The 25,483-nt window shown below is 40.2% G+C and carries 20 protein-coding genes and 1 pseudogene; 11 read left to right on the top strand and 10 right to left on the bottom strand.

Features of this window, described 5'->3' with window-relative positions:
* Positions 1–16: 16 nt before the first annotated feature.
* The 3 genes from lolA to lrp form a co-directional block, all read right to left on the bottom strand.
* A complete protein-coding gene (lolA, locus tag CIK00_RS09760) occupies positions 17–637 on the bottom strand; it encodes an outer membrane lipoprotein chaperone LolA (RefSeq protein WP_101768681.1) in 621 nt (206 codons plus the stop codon).
* Positions 638–741: 104 nt separating this feature from the next.
* Complete coding sequence (locus tag CIK00_RS09755) at positions 742–3,801, bottom strand: DNA translocase FtsK 4TM domain-containing protein (RefSeq protein WP_101768680.1); 3,060 nt, start codon at positions 3,799–3,801, stop codon at positions 742–744.
* Positions 3,802–4,279: 478 nt separating this feature from the next.
* The gene (gene lrp / locus CIK00_RS09750; RefSeq protein ID WP_101768679.1) at positions 4,280–4,774 is read right to left on the bottom strand and encodes a leucine-responsive transcriptional regulator Lrp; all 495 of its coding nucleotides are present in this window, start codon (positions 4,772–4,774) and stop codon (positions 4,280–4,282) included.
* A 648-nt stretch (positions 4,775–5,422) separates the two neighbouring features.
* Between lrp and trxB the strand changes: the two genes are divergently transcribed.
* The 6 genes from trxB (at position 5,423) to infA (ending at position 11,960) form a co-directional block, all read left to right on the top strand.
* Positions 5,423–6,385: a thioredoxin-disulfide reductase gene (gene trxB, locus CIK00_RS09745; RefSeq protein WP_101768678.1), complete on the top strand. Its 963-nt coding sequence runs from the start codon at positions 5,423–5,425 to the stop codon at positions 6,383–6,385.
* Between the two features lie 112 nt (positions 6,386–6,497).
* The gene (cydD, locus tag CIK00_RS09740) at positions 6,498–8,270 is read left to right on the top strand and encodes a heme ABC transporter permease/ATP-binding protein CydD (protein WP_101768677.1); all 1,773 of its coding nucleotides are present in this window, start codon (positions 6,498–6,500) and stop codon (positions 8,268–8,270) included.
* Positions 8,263–9,987, top strand: a complete 1,725-nt coding sequence (gene cydC / locus CIK00_RS09735) for a heme ABC transporter ATP-binding protein/permease CydC (RefSeq protein ID WP_101768676.1) — start codon at positions 8,263–8,265, stop codon at positions 9,985–9,987. The genes cydD and cydC overlap by 8 nt, the downstream gene beginning before the upstream one ends.
* A 128-nt stretch (positions 9,988–10,115) precedes the next feature.
* Positions 10,116–10,820 carry a leucyl/phenylalanyl-tRNA--protein transferase gene (gene aat, locus CIK00_RS09730; protein WP_101768675.1) on the top strand — a complete coding sequence of 235 codons (705 nt, stop codon included), beginning with the start codon at positions 10,116–10,118 and terminating at the stop codon, positions 10,818–10,820.
* A gap of 11 nt (positions 10,821–10,831) precedes the next feature.
* Complete coding sequence (locus tag CIK00_RS09725; protein ID WP_101768674.1) at positions 10,832–11,533, top strand: arginyltransferase; 702 nt, start codon at positions 10,832–10,834, stop codon at positions 11,531–11,533.
* Positions 11,534–11,741: 208 nt separating this feature from the next.
* On the top strand, positions 11,742–11,960 hold the full coding sequence (infA, locus tag CIK00_RS09720; RefSeq protein ID WP_045035821.1) for a translation initiation factor IF-1: 219 nt from the start codon (positions 11,742–11,744) through the stop codon (positions 11,958–11,960).
* Positions 11,961–12,120: 160 nt separating this feature from the next.
* On the opposite strand, the gene clpA is transcribed toward infA, so the two are convergent.
* Both clpA and clpS read right to left on the bottom strand, forming a co-directional pair.
* Entirely contained in the window at positions 12,121–14,391 is a 2,271-nt protein-coding gene (gene clpA, locus CIK00_RS09715; protein ID WP_101768673.1) for an ATP-dependent Clp protease ATP-binding subunit ClpA, read from the bottom strand.
* Between the two features lie 47 nt (positions 14,392–14,438).
* Positions 14,439–14,759: an ATP-dependent Clp protease adapter ClpS gene (gene clpS / locus CIK00_RS09710; RefSeq protein WP_080157900.1), complete on the bottom strand. Its 321-nt coding sequence runs from the start codon at positions 14,757–14,759 to the stop codon at positions 14,439–14,441.
* Positions 14,760–14,979: 220 nt separating this feature from the next.
* On the opposite strand from clpS, the gene cspD reads away from it, so the two are divergent.
* Positions 14,980–15,201, top strand: coding sequence for a cold shock domain-containing protein CspD (gene cspD / locus CIK00_RS09705; protein WP_101768672.1), 222 nt, complete (start codon positions 14,980–14,982; stop codon positions 15,199–15,201).
* A 545-nt stretch (positions 15,202–15,746) separates the two neighbouring features.
* Here cspD and icd read toward each other — a convergent pair.
* On the bottom strand, positions 15,747–17,000 hold the full coding sequence (gene icd / locus CIK00_RS09700; RefSeq protein ID WP_101768671.1) for an NADP-dependent isocitrate dehydrogenase: 1,254 nt from the start codon (positions 16,998–17,000) through the stop codon (positions 15,747–15,749).
* A 143-nt stretch (positions 17,001–17,143) separates the two neighbouring features.
* Between icd and CIK00_RS09695 the strand changes: the two genes are divergently transcribed.
* The 4 genes from CIK00_RS09695 to purB all read left to right on the top strand — a co-directional run bounded on the left by CIK00_RS09695 (position 17,144) and on the right by purB (position 21,372).
* Complete coding sequence (locus CIK00_RS09695) at positions 17,144–17,794, top strand: pseudouridine synthase (protein WP_101768670.1); 651 nt, start codon at positions 17,144–17,146, stop codon at positions 17,792–17,794.
* Between the two features lie 374 nt (positions 17,795–18,168).
* Positions 18,169–19,284, top strand: coding sequence for a tRNA 2-thiouridine(34) synthase MnmA (gene mnmA / locus CIK00_RS09690; RefSeq protein ID WP_101768669.1), 1,116 nt, complete (start codon positions 18,169–18,171; stop codon positions 19,282–19,284).
* 14 nt (positions 19,285–19,298) lie between these two features.
* A complete protein-coding gene (gene hflD, locus CIK00_RS09685; RefSeq protein ID WP_101768668.1) occupies positions 19,299–19,916 on the top strand; it encodes a high frequency lysogenization protein HflD in 618 nt (205 codons plus the stop codon).
* Positions 19,917–20,004: 88 nt separating this feature from the next.
* On the top strand, positions 20,005–21,372 hold the full coding sequence (gene purB, locus CIK00_RS09680; protein WP_101768667.1) for an adenylosuccinate lyase: 1,368 nt from the start codon (positions 20,005–20,007) through the stop codon (positions 21,370–21,372).
* 146 nt (positions 21,373–21,518) lie between these two features.
* On the opposite strand, the gene oppF is transcribed toward purB, so the two are convergent.
* The 4 genes and pseudogenes from oppF to oppB all read right to left on the bottom strand — a co-directional run bounded on the left by oppF (position 21,519) and on the right by oppB (position 25,471).
* Complete coding sequence (oppF, locus tag CIK00_RS09675) at positions 21,519–22,505, bottom strand: murein tripeptide/oligopeptide ABC transporter ATP binding protein OppF (protein WP_101768666.1); 987 nt, start codon at positions 22,503–22,505, stop codon at positions 21,519–21,521.
* Positions 22,506–22,507: 2 nt separating this feature from the next.
* A pseudogene (gene oppD / locus CIK00_RS09670) lies at positions 22,508–23,469 on the bottom strand (oligopeptide ABC transporter ATP-binding protein OppD).
* Between the two features lie 153 nt (positions 23,470–23,622).
* Complete coding sequence (oppC, locus tag CIK00_RS09665) at positions 23,623–24,534, bottom strand: oligopeptide ABC transporter permease OppC (RefSeq protein WP_101768693.1); 912 nt, start codon at positions 24,532–24,534, stop codon at positions 23,623–23,625.
* 16 nt (positions 24,535–24,550) lie between these two features.
* On the bottom strand, positions 24,551–25,471 hold the full coding sequence (gene oppB, locus CIK00_RS09660) for an oligopeptide ABC transporter permease OppB (RefSeq protein WP_101768665.1): 921 nt from the start codon (positions 25,469–25,471) through the stop codon (positions 24,551–24,553).
* Positions 25,472–25,483 lie beyond the last annotated feature (12 nt).

Below are 25,483 nucleotides of genomic sequence, written 5' to 3'. Positions count from 1 at the left end.
TTTAATTCAATAACAATTAGTTACGTTGGTCATCTAACTCAACACCTTTAGGTGGCGTAAAGGTAAATAAACTGGCAGCAGGTATCGTACGTTTAAAATCGCTCAAGACATACTGACTGCGTTGTCCATCAGTTTCAACCACTGAAAAATTACGTACATCACCCGCTTTTGATACCGTGACCACGAATTTATCCATTGATGAGGTTTTATCTTTTGGCGTTAAAGTAAAGGTATCCACTAATTGGGCAACATTATACTTCGACCAATCACTTGCACTATTACGCGTTAACAATACAAATGGCGTTTGCTCTGTGGCGTCTTTAAGCCACATTGCTGTTACTTGCTCAACAAACGGGCTGTAATACCATACCGTTTTACCGTCTGAAACTAATAGGCTTTCATCGGGTGTTTTTGTTTTCCAACGAAATAAATTTGGGCGCTTAATCGATAAATCGCCAGTACCATTCACTAAAACTTCACCATCAGGGCTGGTGACTTTTTGAGTAAAGTTAGCGCTAAATGCATTCACTTTATCAAGACGGCTACTTAGTGCTTGTTGCGGTGTTGCAGCCCATGCACTTGACGCGACCAACATTGGTGCGGCAACTAACATGCTCATTATGAGTTTCTTCATCATATTCGCTAACCTCTTTAGTATTAAACCGCTGTGACAATCACTATCACAGCGGTTTTATTTACACTTTAGTGCTTACAGCAACTGAGTGGTTATATCGTTATTTATTAATCGTGATGCTGTACTGGCGCAGGTGCTAACACTTCACGGTTAGCATTATGCCCCGGTGCACTCACAATACCATGCGCTTGTAATTGATCAACAATACGTGCAGCACGGTTATAACCAATCTTAAATCGACGTTGTACACCTGAAATAGAAGCACGACGCGTTTCTGTTACAAATGCGGCAACTTGATCAAACAACTGGTCTAAATCATCATCACCTGATGGTGCTTCACCCGGCAGTAAACCATCAGCACCTTGGTTTGAATCAACAATATTTTCTATATATTGAGGTCGACCACGCGCTTTCCAATCATTAACCACATTATGCACATCGTCATCAGACGCAAATGCACCATGAACACGAATGGTATGACTTTGACCTGACGGTAAGTACAACATATCACCCATACCAAGCAAGGTTTCAGCACCACCTTGATCAAGGATAGTTCGTGAGTCTGTTTTGGTTGATACCGTAAACGCCATTCGCGTTGGAATATTGGCTTTAATTAAGCCAGTAATAACATCAACAGATGGACGCTGGGTGGCTAATACTAAGTGAATGCCAGCCGCACGAGCCTTTTGGGCTAAACGTGCAATCAACTCTTCTACTTTTTTACCCACAACCATCATCAAATCAGCAAATTCATCAACGATAACCACAATGCTTGGCATTTTTTCCAATAATGGTGGGTATTCGTCCATGGTGTCACCCGCCTTCCACAATGGATCATGGATTGGGTGTCCCGCTTCTGCTGCTTCTTTTAGTTTAGCGTTATAACCGGCAAGACTACGTACACCACACTTTGACAGCAACTTATAGCGGCGTTCCATTTCACCAACACACCAACGCAGTGCATTACCGGCATCTTTCATGTCAGTAACCACTTCCGTTAATAGATGTGGAATACCTTCATAAATTGATAATTCCAACATTTTCGGGTCAATCATAATAAAACGACATTCTTCTGGCGTACATTTGTAAAGTAAGCTCAAAATCATTACGTTTACACCGACAGATTTACCTGAACCTGTAGTACCGGCAACCAATAAGTGCGGCATTTTACTTAAATCAGCAACAACCGCTTCACCTGCAATATCATTACCCAACACGATAGGTAATGCACCACCCACGTTTTGGAATTTCTCACTGGCAATCACTTCCGACATAAATACCGTTTCACGACTTTTATTCGGTAGCTCTAAACCAATGTAAGGTTTACCCGGAATCACTTCAACAACGCGTACTGATGTAGTTGATAATGCACGCGCTAAATCTTTTGATAGACCTGAAATACGGCTAACTTTTACGCCAGGCGCAAGATCAAGTTCATAACGTGTAATAACAGGGCCAGGGTAGATACCTTTAACTTGAACTTTGATTTTATAATCAGCAAGTTTTGATTCAATTAAGGTAGCGATAACTTGTAACTCTTCATCTGATGCTTTTTCAACTGTTTTACGAGGTGGTTGCAACAGATCCAATGTCGGCATCGGTGAAGTAGGAACAGGTAAATCAATATCTCTTTGCATTAAGAATGGATTATCTAATCCGGCAAGGTGTGCTTGTTCTTTTTGCTTATCACGAATACGTTTTAGGAAGATTTCATCATCTGTTAACCCTTCTTCTGAAGTATCAACATCCGCTGTAGGAGCAACATGTTCTAGAGGCGCAACATATGGCTGAGGTGCAACATACGGCGCAGCATGTTCTACTGGCGCAACATATGACTGAGGTTCAACATATGGAGCCGCTTGTTCTACTGGTGCAACATATGACTGAGGTTCAACATATGGAGCCGCTTGTTCTACTGGTGCAACATAGGGTTGCGGTTCAACATATGGAGCAACTTGTTCTACTGGTGCAACATAGGGCTGAGGTTCAACATATGGAGCCGCTTGTTCTACTGGTGCAACATACGGTTGCGGTTCAACATATGGAGCCGCTTGTTCTACTGGCGCAACATAGGGTTGCGATTCAACATATGGAGCCGCTTGTTCTACTGGTGCAACATAGGGCTGAGGTTCAACATATGGAGCCGCTTCTTCTACTGGTGCAACATAGGGCTGAGGTTCAACATATGGAGCCGCTTGTTCTACTGATGCAACATAGGGCTGAGGTTCAACATACGGAGCCGCTTGTTCTACTGGCGCAACATAGGGCTGAGCTTCAACATATGGAGCCACTTGTTCTACTGGCGCAACATAGGGCTGAGGTTCAACCTGATGTGTAACGGTATCCATTAATGGATCAACTGCGGCTACCGCTTCCGTTGAACGAATAATGGGTGTTGTATTCGCAGAGGTATAAACAGGATCTTTACGCTCAAAAGAAGGTTCGCCAGGCTGAGATGGATGAGTATAAGATGATAATAATGGATCATCTTGTTCATCATTAACCTCATGCAGATGCTTAGCGAAAGGCATATCTGATTCGGCCATAATGTCAGTAGCAAACGGACGCATCATTTCATGTTTATCTGAACGTAACTTATTCAGTATCCACGTTAGGCTTGATAATGTTTTCTCGCCTAATTGATCAACAATCGTGGTCCATGAAACACCCGTAAATAAGGTAAAACCAACCGCCCATGCAAACATAAGTAGCAAAGTTGCACCTAATACATTGAGTAATGGTAACGATATATTTGCAACTACGTCACCAATTACGCCACCGGATGAAAAATACCAAATATCATCAAAGTTAAGATCTGCTAAACCACAACTACTTAAAATTAATAAAATTAACCCTAACCAGCGTGTACCGTAGACCATATAATCTAATGACAGCATTCTGGCTCGACGTAGAAAAACAAACCATCCTAATAACACTAAAACAATAGGAATAATGTAAGCCAGTGATCCAAAAATAAAGAACAGTGTATCTGCGACTAATGCGCCAAACGAGCCAGCTTTATTCTGAACAACACCTTCCCAAGCGGTCTGCGACCAAGATGGATCAGCAGGATTAAATGTGACGAGTGCTACCATCATATAAATGGCAACCAAAATACTGATGATCAAAAAACCTTCAATAATGCGTTGCCCACCTGATAAACGCATTTTGGGCAGTTTTTTACCTTTAAACTTCCTCAAGAATAACTCCGGTGTTTCTATCAAATTCGAATATTTTGCCAACATGCTGATATTTTCAGCGCCCAAAGTAAATACTTTGCTGCTAATAACAATCTTGCATCAGATACCAAGCAATATCGTCGGCAAACTCACAAATATAAAGTAAAAATCTTAATGCCATCATTCTATACTAAAAGACCACATTGTCTGTGTTCGTCGCCCTTTAAAATAAAAATTTTTTTAATCGTAAGCAATAAAAGCTAACTATCACAAACGACTCATCGCTATTTATTTTAGACGTTCAGTGATTAAATAAATTCATCATTATGTCAATTCATAGATCTGTTTGGATGATTAAGCATCAATTATTATTTTTATAACGTATATACAAATACACCCTGAATAACAGCAACGTTATTCAGGGTGTATATATTTATTAATTTCATATTGATGTAGACCCGAATATTTATCGAGTCTTAATAACCAAGTTATTGCTTTGCTTAACTTCTTCCATAACAACATAAGTACGAGTATCGTTAACACCAGGAAGACGTAGCAATGTTTCACCAAGCAATTTACGGTAAGCTGACATATCTGATACGCGTGTTTTCAACAAATAGTCAAAATCACCAGAAACTAAATGACATTCTTGAATATCTTCTAGCTCTTGTACCGCTTTATTAAACTGCTCAAAAACATCTGGCGCACCACGATTAAGTGTTATTTCAACAAACACTAATAATGATGCATCAAGAAACTGTGGATTCAATAGTGCAGTATAACCACTGATATAGCCTTGACGCTCTAAGCGGCGCACACGCTCTAAACATGGCGTTGGTGATAAGCCAACACGCTTAGAAAGCTCGACATTTGAAATTCGACCATCTTTTTGAAGTTCATTCAAAATATTACGGTCTATGCGATCCAATTCCTTGGATGGTTTCTTTTTGGTATCTACCATTTAATATTCCACCTTCTCACTTCCTTGCAAAAAAATATACTACATCTTATCTATTTTTAGAATCAAATACTCTAATAGTCAATCAATCTGTGATAAATATCAGACGATCGTGCTATTAAATAACGATATTGTGAGATTGTATTTCATTCCTTATCCCGCGATAGTTACTCTCAGCACCCAAGGATTGAACTAAATGCCACTCATCAAAAACAAATATTTAACCATTTGTACCAAAACAAAGCAGATTATCAAAGCAAATTAATCACATCAATTCAAATACATTAACATGACGTAACCAATCTGTGTTTTTATTGTCTCTCAAACTATCACTGTGATCGTTATACAACTACTATTTGAAAAATAAAAATACCTCTTATTAACTATTTTTCTCACTGGACTTTGTGCTAGATCAAAAAAACACGATCTGACTTTTCACTTTTAGAACTTCAAAAAAAACCCTTGCTACGGTATTTTTGTCGTCAATATAACAGCTATTTTTTATTAAATTTGAGACGGTATTAAACGCTTATCGCCCGAATTCAATAGGACAAGCAAATAATTGATTGTCTGACATCCTCTTCCTTTACGACTGCAATTTACCTACAATCAGTCTTCCATAATAATAATATTATTCAGCCTGGAGAAAAAATGAGTAACGTAAAACATTGTGAACTACTCATCCTTGGTTCTGGACCAGCGGGTTATACTGCTGCGGTCTATGCTGCGCGTGCAAATCTCTCACCAGTAATGATCACCGGTATGCAGCAAGGTGGTCAACTTACTACCACCACTGAAATCGAAAACTGGCCGGGTGATGCAGATGAGCTAACTGGCCCTGCACTTATGGACCGCATGAAAGCGCATGCAGAAAAATTTGATACTGAAATTATCACTGACTTTATTAGCGAAACAGATTTCAGCCAGCGCCCTTTCCGTCTCAAAGGTGAAACGGGTGAATACACCTGTGATGCATTGATTATCTCAACCGGCGCTTCTGCAAAATACATTGGTTTAGACTCTGAAGAAGCCTTTAAAGGCCGTGGCGTCTCTGCTTGTGCGACTTGTGATGGTTTCTTCTACCGTAACCAAAAAGTTGCCGTTATCGGTGGTGGTAATACCGCAGTTGAAGAAGCGTTATATCTGTCAAACATTGCCGCAGAAGTTCACCTTGTTCACCGTCGCGATAGCTTCCGTTCTGAGAAAATCTTAATCAATCGTCTGATGGACAAAGTCGCCAATGGCAACATCATTTTGCACACAGACCGCACGCTTGATGAAGTCTTAGGTGACGACATGGGTGTAACAGGTTTACGCCTTAAAGATACCCAATCAGACGCAACAGAAGAACTTGACGTGATGGGGGTATTTATTGCGATTGGCCACCAGCCAAATACAGCAATATTTAACGGTCAACTTGATATGGAAAATGGTTATATTAAAGTTCAATCAGGCATTCATGGTAATGCAACTCAAACCAGTGTTGAGGGTATTTTTGCGGCGGGTGACGTAATGGATCATAGTTACCGTCAAGCAATTACCTCAGCAGGTACGGGCTGTATGGCTGCATTAGATGCAGAACGTTACCTCGATGCTTTAGCTGACCAAAAATAAAGTATCAAGCCTCTGTTTAGGCAGTAGCTTTTCTTCTTACAGCACTATTGATCTCAACCTATATTGCTGTAAGAGCGACTTACCATAAATACTGTAATGAAACCTTATTTATATGGATAAACAATTACAACGCGATTTGACCAAATGGTTAAAATCCCAAAGTAAACTCGCCAAACGTTGGATGATGTTCAGCATTGGCTTAGGGTTTATTTCGGGATTATTGCTTATCGGGCAAGCGGCTTTATTAGCCAATATTTTGCATCAACTGATCATGGAGCATACGGATAAATACCAGCTTGTTAATCAGTTTGTTGGCCTTATTGTTATTATTGGTTTACGTGCTTTATGTAGCTGGGGGCGAGAAGTTTGTGGTTACCGTTGCGGTGAACAAATTCGACTCCACATTCGCCAACTTATTCTCAACCGCTTACAAAATCTAGGTCCTGCTTATATCAAGGGTAAACCTGCTGGCGTATGGGCAAGTTTAGTGCTTGAGCAAGTAGAAGAAATGCAAGATTTCTTTGCTCGCTACTTACCACAAATGTCACTGGCGGTATTAATTCCGGTGGTTATTTTAGTGGTAGTCTTCCCTCTTAACTGGGCAGCGGGTTTAATCTTCCTTATTACGGCACCGTTAGTCCCATTTTTTATGGCATTAGTCGGTTTAGGTGCGGCAGATGCTAACCGTCGTAACTTTAAAGCGTTACAACGTTTATCAGGCCACTTCTATGACCGTTTACAAGGTTTATCAACCCTACGATTATTTAATCGCGTTGATGTTGAAGCTGAAAATCTAGATGCGGCTTCACATGTATTACGTAAACGCACCATGGAAGTGCTGCGATTAGCCTTTTTATCGTCAGCCGTATTAGAGTTCTTCTCGGCAATTTCTGTTGCCATTGTTGCTGTCTATTTTGGCTTCGCTTTCATCGGCGAACTGAACTTTGGTAACTATGGTGTACCTCTTTCGCTATTTACAGGTTTATTTGTATTAGTGCTCGCACCTGAGTTTTATCAACCACTGCGTGATCTTGGTACTTTCTACCATGCTAAAGCGCAAGCGATTGGCGCGGCAGAATCAATTGTTGAATTTTTAAACATTGAAGCCGATGAAATGAGTAACGGTGAGACACCATTACCCACCCCTGATGCTATTCAAATAACGGTTACTGATCTTGAGGTTCTTAGCCCTGAAGGCCAAGTATTGGCTGGCCCACTAAGCTTTACCATTAATACCAGAGAACATGTGGCATTAATTGGTCCAAGCGGCGCGGGTAAAACCAGTTTACTTAATGCTCTACTTGGCTTTTTACCTTACCGTGGCAGTATTAAAATTAACGATGTTGAACTGAACGAACTTAAACATGATCAATGGCGTCAAGCGATCAGCTGGGTCGGTCAAAATCCATTATTAGTTCATGGTACAGTGCGCGACAATATTACGCTGGGTGATCCAAGTGCCAGTGATGCCGATGTCGACCAAGTTGCCCGCCAAGCTTATGCTGATGAGTTTATTCAGCGCCTTGAAAAAGGTTATGAACATCATGTAGGTGATCGCTCTGGTGGCTTATCTGTCGGTCAAGCACAGCGTATTGCCGTTGCTCGTGCAATGCTACAAAATGGCGCGTTTTGGCTCCTTGATGAACCCACTGCAAGTCTTGATGCTAACAGTGAACGCTTAGTGCTAGAAAGTTTGGCATTAGCGGTTACTGAACGCACCACATTAATGGTTAGCCATCGTCTGGATCAACTCCATGCTATGGACCGTATTCTAGTTATGGATAACGGTAAATTAGTTCAAAATGGCGCTTTTGATACCATTAGTCACCAAGGTTTATTAGCTGAAATGCTCACATCCACTGATAAGAGGGATCTCGATGCGTGATTTAATCCCTTACCTTAAACTCTACCGTAAACACTGGTTTGGTTTAACCTTAGGCATGATTTTAGGCTTATTGACATTATTGTCTGCCATCAGTCTATTAACGTTATCCGGTTGGTTTATTGCTGCCTCTGCGGTTGCAGGTCTAACTCTGGTGGGTAGCCAAACCTTTAATTACATGGTGCCAGGTGCTGGTGTCCGTGGTTTTTCTATGGTGCGTACTGCAGGACGTTGGGGAGAGCGTGTTGTAAGCCATAACGCAACCTTTAAACTACTGGCTGATTTACGGTTATTCTTTTTCCGTAAACTCACACCATTGATCCCCGGTCGTCATGCTAATTTACGTGATGCCGACTTGCTCAATCGCTTAGTTGCTGATGTTGATGCAATGGATCATGTCTATCTGCGTCTAGTTAACCCACTGATTATCGGTGTGTTAGGCATTATTATTGTTACCTGCTTTCTGGCTTGGTTTGATCCCATTATAGGCTTTACCCTTGGTGGTATTTTATTAGCATTAATGATTATTTTACCGATTGTTTTTTATCACTTAGGTAAACGCAATGGTGAAACACTAACTTATGCCAAAGCAAACTATCGCATCACGCTATTAGATTGGATCCAAGGCCACGCTGAGTTATTACTGTTTAATGCAGAAGAACGCTACCGTCAACAAGCCGAAGCAGAACAAGATAAATTACTTGATGCTCAGCGAAAAATGGCAGGGTTAACAGGTATAGCAAACGGTCTATTAATGGCAGCAACAGGTTGGACTCTGGTTATCATTCTGTGGATTGCCGCTAACGGTATTGCCGGCCATGCGCCGGATCCTTTTGTGGCAATGGTCGCTTTTACTACCATGGCAAGTTTTGAAATGATGATGCCTGTAGCTGGTGCTTTCCAGTATTTAGGTCAAACATTATCATCCGCTAAACGCCTAAATGAGATTATTGAGGCAACCCCTGACACCGTATTTGATCCAAAGGGTTACAACGCGATAGCTAAGGGTGACATTTGCTTTAATGATATCAGTTACACCTATTATGGCAGTGATAAACCCGTCGTTAAGCATTTATCACTAGATATCAAACAAGGTGAAAAACTAGCCTTACTTGGCCGTACGGGTTGTGGTAAATCAACCTTATTACAATTGCTAACCCGTAGCTGGGATCCGCAACAAGGATCAATTTCCATTGATGGTGTACCACTGCCAACATGGAGCGAACCGGCATTACGTAACGCAATCACTGTTGTTAGCCAGCGAGTCGACCTCTTTAATGGCTCATTGCGTGAAAACTTAATATTAGCAAAACCTGATGCTACTGATGAGCAATTTGTCGAGGTGCTAGCTAAAGTCGGTTTAAGTAGTTTACTTGATGACAATGGTTTAGATACTTGGCTTGGTGATGGCGGACGCCATATTTCAGGTGGTGAACGTCGTCGTATAGGCATTGCACGCGCCCTACTTCATGACGCCCCTATTCTGTTATTAGATGAACCAACAGAAGGGCTTGATCGTCGAACTGAACAGCAAATATTGACCTTATTACTTGAGTTTGCCAAAGATAAAACAGTGTTATTTATTACGCACCGTTTAGTCGGGCTCGGTAGTATGGATCAAATTTGCTTAATGGATGAAGGTGAGATCATTGAATATGGTCAGCATCAACAACTGCTGGCACAAAATGGTCGATATGCAGAATTATGTCGTCGTATTTAAGCTCTAATTGGTAATCTACTCCAAATATAACGTCAATAATCAATCGAGATTATTGGCGTTTTTTTTATCGGTAGTTAAATGTTATATTAACTACCGTAGCTTTTTGACTTGCATATTGTTGATAATAAATGACGATTTATATACCCGAAATTGATCCTTCATCATTACAATTTCCCGATCCAAGTACCGCCCTTGCCGATCCTAATGGACTACTCGCTTTTGGTGGTGATCTTAGCCCACAACGTCTACGCCAAGCTTATCGTCACGGCATTTTTCCATGGTACTCACAGGGCGAACCTATTTTATGGTGGAGTCCAACCCCACGTGGGATCTTTATTCCACAGCAATTTACACCCAGTAAAAGCTTACGCAAATTTATGCGAAAAGTATCTTATACCGTCACCATCAACCATGCCTGTCATGCGGTGATCCGTCAATGTGCTGAATCTCGTGGCCCAGAGCACACTTGGATCACTGAAGAGATGATTAACGCTTATCAAAAATTACATGATATTGGTGAGTGTCACTCAGTAGAAGTATGGCAAGATCAACAATTAGTCGGTGGTTTTTATGGAATTTCCATGGGCAGTGTTTTTTGTGGCGAATCAATGTTCTCCCTTGCGGATAACGCCTCAAAAATTGCGTTATGGTATTTTTGTTACCATTATTCAAACCACGGTGGCACTCTCATTGATTGCCAAATGATGAACCCCCATCTAGCCTCTTTAGGTGCGAGTGAATTAGATCGTCCGACTTTTTTAACACAATTGCATCAGCAACGAGATAGTGTATTACCCGCTGAATGCTATCACCCTCAAACTTTAGTGTTATAAACGAATTAATGATGAAAGAATTATCCTTACAACTGGGTCTTACACCTGAAGGTGACTGTAATTACTTACCACAACAACGTGATCAACTTGGGGTTGTAATGGATCAACCGTGGTTAACCCCTAATGGTTACGATTTATTAATTAGTTCAGGTTATCGCCGTAGCGGCAGTATCATTTATAAACCAATGTGTAAAAACTGTAATGCTTGTACACCATTGCGCGTTAATTGCACAGAATTCACACCATCTAAAAGCCAAAAACGCCAACAAAATCAATTAAAAAAATTACAGTGGGAATTTAAACAACAATTAGATCCTGATTGGTTTGAACTCTATGAGCGTTATATTACGGTTCGTCATGCTAGCGGCTCAATGTTTCCAGCTAATAAAGAACAATTTTTTGATTTTATTAGTGCATCATGGATGAATATTGCTTTCTTACATCTTTATCAAGATAATCAATTAATTGCAATTGCTATTACCGATGTATTTCCTGATTCACTCAGTGCGGTTTATAGCTTTTTTGAGCCAGATCATAAATTATCATTAGGCACATTATGTGTTCTACTACAAATTGAAATTTGCCATCAAACACAGCGCCAATGGCTCTATCCTGGCTATCAAATTGATCAATGCCGAGAGATGAATTACAAAATTCGCTTCTCACCACATCAAAAATTAATCAATGGTGAATGGATCTCTTCGGTATTATAAAAAAACCAAAGCGGTCAAAATAGCCGCAATAACGACTTATTTACATCACCTTTTGTTAATTAGCTGAGAAAAAATGGATTAATCGCGAACAAAAGCTGACAAAAACAGCTAGCAAGGGTAAAATTACGTCCTAAACTTTACACTCAAACAGTTTCAAGGCATTATCCAGCCCGATCAAGATGAATGGCTGGTAGCCTAAGAGGATTCAATGGCAAAAGAAGACGTAATTGAAATGGCTGGTACTGTACAAGATACACTACCAAATACTATGTTCCGTGTTGAGCTGGAAAACGGTCACGTTGTTACTGCTCACATCTCTGGTAAAATGCGTAAAAACTACATCCGTATCCTTACTGGTGACAAAGTAACAGTGGAACTGACGCCTTACGACCTAACTAAAGGCCGCATCGTCTTCCGTGCACGTTAATCTTTCTCTAAAAGATTAGTGCTGCAAATAAAACCCAGCCTATTTGCTGGGTTTTATTTTAGCGGATGATGATCACAAGTAGTCATAATATAAAAACGCCGCAGATAGTTGTTACTATCTACGGCGTTTTTGTTTATCGCTATATAACTAAAAGAGTACTTTAATGCGCCGCTTCCATCTCACTATTGAATTGGAAATCTAACTCGCCATTAATGTAATCAACACGTACTGAACCACCATTAACTAATGAACCAAACAACAATTCATTCGCAAGTGGCTTTTTAAGGTTCTCTTGAATCACACGTGCCATTGGACGTGCGCCCATCGCCTTATCATAACCTTTATCTGACATCCACTCACGAGCACGCTCAGAGACTTCCATCGATACACCACGAGCATCTAGCTGCGCTTGTAGTTCCACGATAAATTTATCGACCACTTGACCAATAATGTCTTTTTCAAGATGATTAAACCAAATGATATTATCCAGACGGTTACGGAACTCTGGTGTAAAGATACGTTTAATCTCTGCCATCGCATCATGACTATGATCTTGCTGAATAAGACCAATCGACTTACGTACTGTTTCAGTAACACCCGCATTAGTTGTCATTACAAAAATAACATTACGGAAATCAGCCTTACGACCATTATTATCAGTAAGCGTGCCGTTATCCATTATTTGTAATAATAAATTGAACACATCAGGATGCGCTTTTTCAATTTCATCCAGCAGAACAACGGAATGAGGATTTTTAATTACGGCGTCAGTTAATAAACCACCTTGGTCATAACCCACATAACCAGGAGGAGCACCGATTAAACGACTCACTGTATGACGTTCCATGTACTCCGACATATCAAAACGCAACAGCTCAATGCCCATAGTACGCGCTAACTGTACCGTTACTTCTGTTTTACCGACACCCGTTGGGCCTGCAAATAAGAATGAACCAACCGGTTTATTCTCAGCACTTAATCCAGCTCGACTTAATTTGATCGCTTCAGTTAATACACTAATGGCATTATCTTGACCAAAAACCAGCATTTTTAATCTGCTCTCAAGAGTTTTTAGTACGTCACGATCACTGCTGGAGATTGATTTCTCTGGAATACGCGCCATTTTAGCAATCATGGCTTCAATATCACCAACATTGACTGTTTTCTTACGGCGGCTGGCAGGTGCTAAACGACAACGTGCACCGGCTTCATCAATAACATCAATCGCTTTATCGGGTAAATGACGTTCATTAATGTATTTAGCTGATAACTCAACCGCAGCACGAATCGCTTTATTGGTAAAACGTACTTCATGATGCGCTTCGTATTTTGACTTCAAACCCATCAAGATTTTAGTAGTGTCATCTAATGACGGTTCAACCACATCAATTTTTTGGAAACGGCGTGATAACGCACGCTCCTTCTCAAAAATATTGCTGTATTCTTGATAGGTTGTTGAACCCATGCAACGAAGCTTACCGCTACTCAATAGTGGCTTAAGTAAGTTTGCCGCATCAACTTGACCACCGGAGGCTGCACCTGCACCAATAATGGTATGAATTTCATCAATAAACAAAATCGCGTGTTCTTCTTTTTCAAGCTGTTTTAAAATACCTTTAAAACGTTTTTCAAAGTCACCACGGTATTTTGTACCCGCTAAAAGAGAACCAATATCAAGCGAATAAATCACACAATTTTGAATAATCTCAGGCACTTGCCCTTCAACAATACGCCATGCAAGACCTTCAGCGATAGCCGTTTTACCGACACCCGCTTCACCCACTAATAACGGATTATTTTTTCGACGCCGGCAAAGTACTTGTACAGTACGTTCTAGCTCTTGATCTCGGCCAATCAGAGGGTCAATACCGCCTGATTTCGCTAATAGGTTAAGGTTAATCGCAAAATTCTCAAGCTTATCTTCAGAACTACCTTGCTCTGTGCGTTGCTCTTCGGTATTACCTATCTCAGATGGGTTTACGTCATCATTATCACTGCCTTTAACAGTGCCATGAGAAATAAAGTTCACTACATCAAGACGGCTAATATCACTTTTTTTGAGCAAGTATGCTGCATGTGATTCCTGCTCGCTAAAAATCGCAACCAATACATTAGCACCAGTGACTTCACTACGGCCAGAAGACTGGACATGAAACACAGCACGTTGTAACACCCGCTGAAAACTCAATGTTGGTTGGGTTTCACGACTTTCATCATCCACTGGAATTAAGGGTGTTGTTTGTTCAATAAAAGAATCTAGCTCTTTACGCAACAGATCAAGATCAGCACGACACGCTAATAACGCCTCTTGTGTGGCGACATTCTCTAACAGTGCCATCAATAAATGTTCTACCGTCATAAACTCATGACGCTTTTCCCTTGCTCGTGCAAATGCACCATTCAGGCTTGCTTCAAGTTCTTTATTTAGCATAAGGCACCTCCCCTAAAAACCACTCAATATGGCGTGCCGGAAAAAGATTATGCTTTTTCCATCGTACACAACAACGGGTGTTCATTTTCCCGTGCGTACATCATTACTTGCGCAACTTTTGTTTCTGCTACTTCGGCAGTAAAGGTGCCACAAATGGCTTTACCTTCATAATGTACCGCGAGCATTAACTGAGAAGCTTTCTCCAGATCCATGGAAAAAAATGTTTGTAACACATCAATCACAAAATCCATCGGCGTATAATCGTCATTATTTAGTACTACTTTATACATCGATGGCGGCTTAACTTGGATTTCTTCCTTATCTAACACATCAGATTCAGGATTCATCCATTCGTATAACTTACTCATAGTTTTATCTTAGTTCATTAATTCGTGAGCTGGCTATAGCCAAGTTAATAAAAGATTTTATCAAAATGTTACAAACAATACTTGACTGACTAGTTTATTTTACTACATTGTAAATTATAGTAGATGTAATCTGCATCAAAATCGCATTAGTATGCAACAAAACATTACTGAATAAGCAACTAATGTCAAATGGAACTTGAATGCAAAAAGGATGTATAGCATGGCAATAGGTACAGTGAAATGGTTCAATAACGCCAAAGGATTTGGCTTCATCTGCCCCGAAGAAGGTAAAGACGATATTTTCGCTCACTATTCAACAATTCAGATGGATGGTTACCGAACACTTAAGGCAGGTCAACAAGTGAACTACGAGGTTCAAACTGGCCCTAAAGGTTACCATGCAAGTGCTATTGTTCCCGCACAAGGCGATGAAGCCAAATAAGCGGACCCAGTATTAGATGCACATTAAAAGGTGAGATTATCTCACCTTTTATTCGTTAACTTGAAACCAAAATTTTAATGACTGATACAATATACTAATTACCCATCGACTTCGACAGCCATCTGAGGTTATTAAGTATTCGTATTCAATTTTACATTATAATATTCATCTATAGCTAAAAACGCAGTTTTTTACCCCTTGCACTAACTGCATAAAACTCGCATAAAAAAGTTCGATTATCATTCTTTTAAATGCGACTCAAAACGGCAGCATTTTTAACAAAAAACAAACATATTCATTGTAATCCTATCCTATTCCAATTTTAATCAACTGCCTATATCTAGATACTTTTGTTGTTATCTGTTTGAGAGTTAGCGCACGAGTACATAGTGTATTTGATTAATCTACCAACACATTTTTTCTGTTTACCCAACACTTTGGTATTAATAGATTAGTTGCATAATATAATAGGTATAAAAAATAATAGGTATAAAAAAGGCCCAGCAAATGCTGAGCCTTAAACGATTATCTAGCGGTATGAATAATTACATTTGTTCAATCATGTCATCAGCAAATTGTGAACACTTACGTAAATTAGCACCTTCCATTAAACGCTCAAAATCATAGGTTACGGTCTTATTACTGATCGCCGCTTCCATTGAACTAATAATCAAATCAGCCGCTTCTGTCCAACCCATATGGCGTAACATCATTTCAGCAGAAAGAATCAATGATCCCGGATTTACTTTATCTTGACCTGCATATTTAGGTGCAGTGCCATGCGTTGCTTCAAATAAAGCCACTCCATCACCAATATTTGCACCCGGAGCAATACCAATACCACCCACTTGAGCCGCTAAAGCATCAGAGATGTAATCACCATTAAGGTTCATGGTTGCAATAACATCATATTCTTCTGGACGCAGTAAAATCTGCTGTAAGAAAGCATCAGCAATGCAATCCTTAATCACAATTTCTTTACCTGTGTTTGGATTCTTTAACGTCATCCAAGGGCCACCATCAAGTAATTCAGCACCGAATTCTTGTAGCGCAACATCGTAACCCCAATCTTTAAACGCACCTTCAGTAAATTTCATGATATTACCTTTATGTACTAAGGTTAACGAATCACGATCATTATCAAGAGTGTATTGAATAGCGGCACGAATTAAACGTTTCGTTCCCTCTTCTGATACAGGCTTAATGCCAATACCACATTGTTGTGGGAAACGAATTTTCGTCGCGCCCATTTCTTGTTGTAGGAACTGAATAACTTTATCTGCTTCAGCAGTACCTGCTTGGTATTCAACACCCGCATAAATATCTTCTGAATTTTCACGGTAGATAACCATGTCAGTTAATTCTGGACGTTTAACTGGGCTTGGTACGCCATTAAAATAACGTACAGGACGAACACAAATATAAAGATCAAGCTCTTGACGCAATGCAACATTAAGAGATCGAATACCACCACCAACAGGGGTTGTTAATGGACCTTTAATAGCAACTTTATATTCGCGAATAAAATCAAGAGTTTCTTGTGGAAGCCATGCGTCATCACCATAAACTTGGGTTGATTTTTCACCCGTGTAGATTTCCATCCACTCAATTTTTCGGTCTCCGGCGTACGCTTTCTTAACCGCGGCATCCACAACTTTAATCATTGCTGGACTTACATCGATCCCGATACCGTCACCTTCGATGTACGGAATAATCGGGGTATTAGGAACAATCAATTTACCTTCAGCATCTACTGTTATTTTCTGACCTGCTGTTGGTACAATTACTTTACTATCCATTTTAAATCTCCTAGCGTCCATTTGTTAACGTTTTGTAAGAAGCGAGCAAATCATACTTTAAATTTTATCAATACGTCAATTGTGTAATTTTTCACGTATAATAAGTGTGTTCAAATCCTCAACTCTCACAATAACGCGTATTTATGAAGCCAAACACCACAAATCGTCAACCTCTTCGTGCCAATAATGAGCGCAGAGCGTCAAGAAAAATAAATAAACCGAAGCGTCCTCGCGGACCACAAAAAGTGATTTTATTTAACAAACCTTATAACACTTTGACCCAATTTTCAGGTGAACCAGGTGACAGCACCTTAGCTGATTTCATCCCGGTAAAAGATGTTTATCCTGCAGGAAGATTAGATAAAGACAGCGAAGGCTTACTGGTACTAACCAATGATGGTATTTTGCAAGCACGGTTAACGCAGCCTCAATCGAAACAGGCAAAAGTCTATTGGGTACAAGTTGAAGGTGCACCAACAGCTGAAGATTTACAGCAATTACGTGATGGGGTGACATTAAAAGATGGCCCAACATTACCCGCTGGGATTGAAGTTATTGAATCACCACAAATTTGGGAACGTACGCCACCTATTCGTGAGCGTAAAAATATTCCAACCACATGGTTAGCAATTACTTTACGTGAAGGTCGTAACCGCCAAGTTCGTCGTATGACGGCGCATATTGGCTTTCCAACATTACGTTTAATTCGCTATCAAATGGCACAATGGACTGTGGCAGATTTAGCACCAGGAGAATGGAAAGAGATCACTCTTCCAGCCCCAATTCAAGCGTAATTTAGCCTTTTATACTCTTCGCGCTCTATGTTTAACATCAGAGCGCATTATTCCCTTCAATATTCCTTCAATCGTGTAAAACTATTTCCCTCAACAAAAAACTACACATTTTTAGCAACATCCTCTATGATTGCACCAAATAGCAAACGTTTGCTATTTGGTGCAATCAAGCAGTTCTCTGATAAAAAAATATTACCTTTTTTATCTATATATCCGTTTTTAAATGGCTTTTTTTAGCGCTGTTGTCTTTATTCGTACAGCCACTATCGTTAATAACTATTTATTAAAGTGTGATTCTGTTCTCGATCTGTTTCAGGGGCTGGGTTTCTGTTAGAATTATGCCCTTAACACTAAATTAGCGACAGTAGAGAAATATGTCTGATAACAGCCAAAAGAAAGTCATTGTCGGCATGTCCGGCGGCGTAGATTCATCGGTATCCGCTTACCTGCTCCTTCAACAAGGTTATCAAGTTGAAGGCTTGTTTATGAAAAACTGGGAAGAAGACGATAACGACGAATATTGCTCTGCTGCTGAAGATCTCGCTGATGCACAAGCGGTATGTGACAAACTTGGTATTACGCTGCATACCATCAATTTTGCAGCTGAATACTGGGATAACGTGTTTGAATACTTCCTTGCTGAATATAAAGCAGGCCGTACGCCAAACCCAGATATTCTGTGCAACAAAGAAATCAAATTTAAAGCCTTCCTCGAATTTGCTGATGAAGTGCTTGCAGCAGACTATATTGCAATGGGTCATTATACCCGTCGTACTTTCCCAACAGTTGAAGGTGAAAAACCTCAAATGTTGCGTGGTGTTGATAACAACAAAGATCAAAGTTACTTCTTATACACTTTAGGTTATGAGCAAATTTCACGCAGTTTATTCCCTGTAGGTGAACTTGAAAAACCTGAAGTTCGTCGTATTGCAGAAGAACAAGGTTTGATCACCGCGAAGAAAAAAGATTCAACCGGTATTTGTTTCATTGGTGAACGTAAATTTACAGAGTTTTTAGGTAAATACCTACCTGCTCAACCCGGTAAAATTGAAGTTGCTGATGATGGTAGCGTTATCGGTGAACACCAAGGATTGATGTACCACACACTAGGTCAACGTAAAGGCTTACATATTGGTGGTCAGAAAGGTGGTAATGGCCTTGAAGACGCATGGTATGTTGTTGATAAAGATCTAGAACGTAATGTACTTATTGTTGGTCAAGGTAAAGATCATCCTCGTTTAAAATCAAACGGTTTGATTGCCTCTCAGTTACATTGGGTTGATCGTCAACCTATTCGAGAGACAATGGCATGTACGGTAAAAACACGTTACCGTCAGCAAGATCTTGCTTGTACTATTATCCCTATGGATGATGAAACCATTAAAGTAATTTTTGATGAGCCTCAAATTGCAGTAACACCAGGACAATCAGCCGTGTTCTATAACGGTGAACTCTGCCTTGGTGGCGGCATTATTGAAGAGCGAATTTAAAGGAGTTTTTGCGCGTGGCTTACTCTATTTATGATCGAACGATTGCGTTTGCAGGCATGTGCCAAGCAGTCAAATTAGTTCAAGACGTTGCCCGTAATGGCAATTGTGATTCAGCAGCATTATCCACTATGCTCAATAGCATTATGGCAACAGACCCAAGCGATACTATAGGCGTCTATGGTAGCGAAGCTGACTTACGTATCGGTTTAGAATCGATGGTACGCGATATTGATGGTTCATCATCAGGCAATGAAATAACCCGCTACCTTGTGGGTGTGATGGCGCTTGAACGAAAATTATCAGCGCGTCGCGATAGCATGGCACAACTGGGTGATCGAGTGGGTACATTGAAACGTCAAACGGTTCATTTTAACCTTCTTGATGAACAAATGCTGAGTAATATTGCCAGTATTTATTTGGATATTATCAGTCCACTAGGACCTAGAATTCAAGTATCTGGCACGCCAGCGCAATTACAATTACCTAATGTTCAGCATCGCGTTCGGGCACTGTTACTTGCTGCCGTTCGTAGTGCTGTCCTTTGGAGTCAAGTCGGTGGTAAACGCCGTCATTTATTATTTGGTCGTAAGCAAATGTTAGAGCAAGCAAAAATCTTACTCGCTCGAAATTAAACTAACGCATTGCTAACTTCAATTCAGCCTGAAAAATCAGGCTGAATATTAATTTTGTTTTAACCCTCATAAACCAGGAGAGATCAACATGGAACTGTCAGCACTGACAGCTGTTTCCCCAGTAGACGGCCGCTACGGAAGCAAAACAAGCGTACTACGCAGTATTTTTAGTGAGTTCGGTTTACTAAAATACCGTACTATCGTTGAGATCCGTTGGTTACAAAAATTATCCGCTACTGACGCTATTGTTGAAGTTCCTGCATTCAGCGCTGAAGCAAACGCATTCTTAGATCGTATTGCGACTGAGTTTAGCGAACAAGATGCGCTACGTATCAAAACGATTGAGCGTACAACTAACCATGATGTAAAAGCAGTTGAATATTACCTAAAAGAAAAAGTGGCTGAATTGCCAGAACTTCATGCTGTGAATGAATTTATTCACTTTGCTTGTACCTCAGAAGATATTAACAACCTTTCTCACGCGCTTATGCTGACTGAAGCACGTGAAAAAGTAATGCTTCCTGAAGTGCGTAACGTTATTGATGCGATTAAAGATCTTGCGCATCAATTCCGTGATATTCCAATGCTTACACGTACCCACGGTCAACCTGCTTCTCCATCAACGATGGGTAAAGAAATGGCAAACGTGGCATACCGCATGGAACGTCAATATAAGCAAATCGAAAACGTTGATATTCTTGGTAAAATCAATGGCGCGGTTGGTAACTACAACGCTCACCTATCGGCTTACCCTGATATCGATTGGCACCAATACAGTGAAGAATTTGTGACAGCGCTAGGGATCACATTTAATCCTTACACTACGCAAATCGAACCGCATGATTACATTGCAGAATTATTTGATGCGTTTGCCCGCTTCAATACTATTTTGCTTGATTTCGATCGTGATATTTGGGGTTATGTTGCTTTAGGTCACTTTAAGCAAAAAACAATTGCAGGTGAAATTGGTTCTTCTACCATGCCACACAAAGTTAACCCAATCGACTTTGAAAACTCAGAAGGTAACCTTGGCCTAGCAAATGCGATCTTTGGTCACTTAGCACAAAAGCTACCCGTTTCTCGCTGGCAGCGTGATCTAACAGACTCAACGGTTTTACGTAACTTAGGTGTTGGTTGTGGTTATGCAATTATTGCTTATACATCAACCATCAAAGGCATCAGTAAGCTTGAAATAAACCAAGCAGCACTAGAAGCTGAACTAGACCGCAACTGGGAAGTACTTGCAGAGCCAGTACAAACAGTAATGCGTCGTTACGGCATTGAAAAGCCTTATGAGAAGCTAAAAGAGCTAACTCGTGGTAAGCGTGTTAATGGTGAAGGTATGCGTACATTCATTGATGGCTTAGAACTGCCTGAACATGAAAAAGCACGCCTTAAAATGCTAACACCTGCTAACTACATTGGTGATGCAATTAAGCTAACTGATAAGCTATAAATTATCTTCGATATAGATTAGTTTAATAATTAAGGACGTTATCTCATAACGTCCTTTTTATTAACAATAGAATAATGCATTGATAAAATATTATCTAAAATGGAATAACGCATAGTTAATAACAGGTCATTATTCCTCTTTCATAATTAAAGCGCTAGACATGCTACAGTATGCTGATACGTACCCCGTAATTCAGGCTTTTGCTCTGCACAAACAGCGACAGCTTTAGGGCAACGTGTACGGAAAACACAGCCGGATGGCGGATTCATCGGTGAAGGTAACTCGCCTTCTAATAATTCAATCTGTTTATTACGTTCTAATTTCGGATCAGGAATAGGAACCGCTGACATTAATGCTTTAGTGTACGGATGCTGAGGATCGGCAAAAAGGGTTTTACAGTCTCCCATCTCAACGGTATTACCTAAATACATTACCAATACCCGATCTGATATATGTTTAACAACCGATAAGTCATGCGCAATAAAAATTAAACTTAGCCCCATTTCTTTTTGCAAAGATTTAAGCAAATTAACCACTTGCGCTTGAATCGAAACATCAAGTGCAGATACGGGCTCATCACAAATAATCATTTTAGGCTTTAAAATCAGCGCTCGTGCAATACCAATACGTTGACATTGTCCACCAGAAAATTCATGAGGATAACGGTTAATGACATTGGGTAATAATCCAACTTTTGTCATCATCGCCTGCACTTGTTGTTTCACCTCATCTTTAGATAATTGGCTGTAAAATGCTTTTAATGGCTCTGCAATAATTTCGCCAACGGTCATACGTGGGTTTAAGGATGCTAATGGATCTTGGAAAATCATTTGAATCTGTTTACGTTTTTCACGCAACGCACTGTGATTAAGTTTAGTGAGATCTTGTCCTAACCATACTACCTTCCCCTCTGTCGCCTCCACTAACCCTATGATGGCGCGCGCAAACGTTGATTTACCACATCCTGACTCACCAACAATACCTAAAGTCTCACCTTCATAAACGCACACATTAACCCCATCAACGGCTTTTAATTTTGATGGTTGGCTCCAAGGCCATGCTGATTTAGACGCAATATTAAAATGGACTTTAAGATTAGTAATATCTAATAATAATTTCTTTTCCAACTTCATTACTATGCTCCCATATCAGCAAAACAAGCACGTAATCTATCTTGTGCAAATGGCATTAATAGCGGTGATTCTTGCTTACAACGCGGTAATACACGATGACAACGCTCTTGGTATGGACAGCCAACCGGCAAACGCAATAAGTTGGGTGGATTACCAGGGATCGTTGGTAAATCTTCGCCTTCAGTATCTAAACGCGGAATCGCACGCAGTAATCCTTCGGTATATGGATGGCTCGGACGATAGAAAATATCGTTAATATCGCCATATTCCATCGTCCTTCCAGCATACATCACTAACACTTTGTCACAACTTCCCGCCACGCACCAAGATCATGGGTGATCATAATGATCGATGTATTAAAATCTGATTTAAGATCGTTTAATAACGTCATGATCTGCGCCTGTACCGTCACATCGAGTGCCGTTGTTGGTTCATCAGCAATTAACAGCTTTGGTCGGCATAATAATGCCATTGCAATCATGACACGTTGGCGCATACCACCTGAAAACTCATGAGGATACATTGCCATACGTTGACGAGCTTCTGGAATTTTAACCGCATCTAACATTCTTACTGATTCTTCAAACGCTTGAGACCTGCTCATGCCTTTGTGTAATGTCAGCACTTCCATTAACTGTTCACTGACTTTCATATACGGGTTTAGTGAGGTCATTGGATCTTGGAAAATCATCGCTATTTGTTCTGCACGAATCCGATTTAATTCTTTTTCAGATAAATTTAAAATCTCTCGACCTTCAAATTTAGCGCTTCCACTAATAATGCCGTTTTTCGCTAAGATACCCATAATTGCAAATACAGTTTGGCTCTTACCTGAACCCGATTCACCAACAATGCCTAAAGTTTGACCTTGCTCTAGCGAAAAATTCAAATCATTTACCGCAGTAACATTGCCATCAGGAGTCGTGAATTCAACTCGTAAGTCTTTAATTTCTAACAAACTCATACTACTTCCTTGTTATCAACAATAAGCACCGTACATTCTCTTCGGTTATTATTTATTATCCAGTGAATGATATTGGCGATACCTATTTTATTTATTTCACTGTACTGCCCTATAACAGTGGCATTGATCAATAAAATAGGTCGCTGCTTATTTTTATCTATCTTTAGGATCTAACGCATCACGTAAACCATCACCGACATAGTTAAAACAAAATAAAGTGATCATCATAAAACCAGCTGGAAATAATAACTGCCAAATAGCCACTTCCATGGTTTGTGAGCCTTCATTTAATAATGCGCCCCAACTGGTCATTGGCTCTTGTACACCAAGCCCAAGAAAACTTAGAAATGATTCGGTCAAGATCATTGCTGGTACTAATAATGTTGAATAAACAGCGACAATACCTAACACGTTCGGCACAATATGCCGAGTAATAATCCGCCAACGACTAACACCACTGACATGTGCAGCTTCAATAAATTCTTTTCCCCGTAGAGACAAGGTTTGACCGCGAACAATACGTGCCATATCCAGCCAAGAAATAGCCCCGATAGCGATAAAGATCAGCATGATATTTCGACCAAAAAAGGTCACTAATACGATCACAAAAAACATAAATGGAATCGAATACAGAATTTCTAATATCCGCATCATCACCCGATCCGTTTTACCACCAATAAAACCAGAAGCGGCACCATAAAGTGTGCCAATTACCACCGCAACTAAAGCACCTAATAATCCCACCATCAGTGAAATTCGACCACCGACTAAAGTACGCGTATAAAGATCACGTCCAAGACTATCAGTACCAAAGAAATGTCCTTCCGCGCCTAATGATGGCACCGCATGTAACGCGTACCAATCGGTATCATCAAAGGCATATTGGCTCATCATTGGTCCAAAAATAACAGCAAGAGAAATCAGTCCTAAAATAACAAGTGACACCATTGCCGCCTTATTACGAAAGAAACGTGAGCGCGCGTCTTGCCATAAACTACGACCTTCGATTTCAAGGCTTTCTGAAAATTTCTCCAGCGCTTCAATATTATCTTTTTTTGTTAAAATCATAATTATCAGCCTCTTAATAGCGAATTTTAGGATCGATCATCGCTAGCACAATATCGACAATGGCATTGAAGATAATCGTTAACGAACCAATCAAAATCGTAATACCAAGCACTAATGAATAATCACGATTAAAGGCGGCATTAACAAACAGCTTACCGATACCGGGCAAACCAAAAATAGTTTCAATCACTACTGAGCCGGTAATAATGCCGACAAAAGCAGGTCCCATGTATGACACCACGGGTAATAAGGCTGGGCGCAACGCGTGTTTTAAAACAATATGTCGGTAACTCAATCCTTTAGCACGAGCGGTACGAATAAAGTTACTGTTTAGCGTTTCAATCATACTGCCACGAGTGATACGCGCGAAGGTTGCTACATACAATAAAGCCATGCCTAACATTGGCAGAATAACAAACTTTAACGATCCATCTTGCCAGCCACCCGCAGGTAACCACTGTAAATTAATGGCGAAGATATAAATCAACACCGGAGCGAGAATAAAGGAAGGCATCACCACCCCCGCCATCGCGGTCGACATAATGGTGTAATCAAGCCACGTGTTCTGTTTTAACGCGGCAAGAGTGCCAACGGATACCCCCATAACCAACGCAAAAATAAAAGCGAAAAAGCCTATTTTTGCCGATACGGGTAACGCTTTAGACACTAACTCATTAACCGTGAAATCTTTATATTTAAATGAAGGACCAAAATCCCCTTGAACAATGTTGCTTAAATAGGTGGTGTATTGATCAAACACAGGTTTATCTAAACCATATTTAGCTTCAATATTAGCGAGAACTTCCGGCGGTAAAGGGCGATCTGAAGTAAAAGGATTACCAGGAGCGAAGCGCATTAAAAAAAATGAGATGGTGATCAATACCAACAGTGTCGGTATCGCTTCAAAAATCCTTTTAGCAATGAATTTAATCATATTAAAGCTACC

This window comes from Photobacterium carnosum (genome assembly GCF_002849605.1).
Lineage (GTDB): Bacteria > Pseudomonadota > Gammaproteobacteria > Enterobacterales > Vibrionaceae > Photobacterium > Photobacterium carnosum.
Note: the sequence above shows the minus strand (reverse complement) of the source record. Positions and strands in the feature narration are given on the sequence as shown.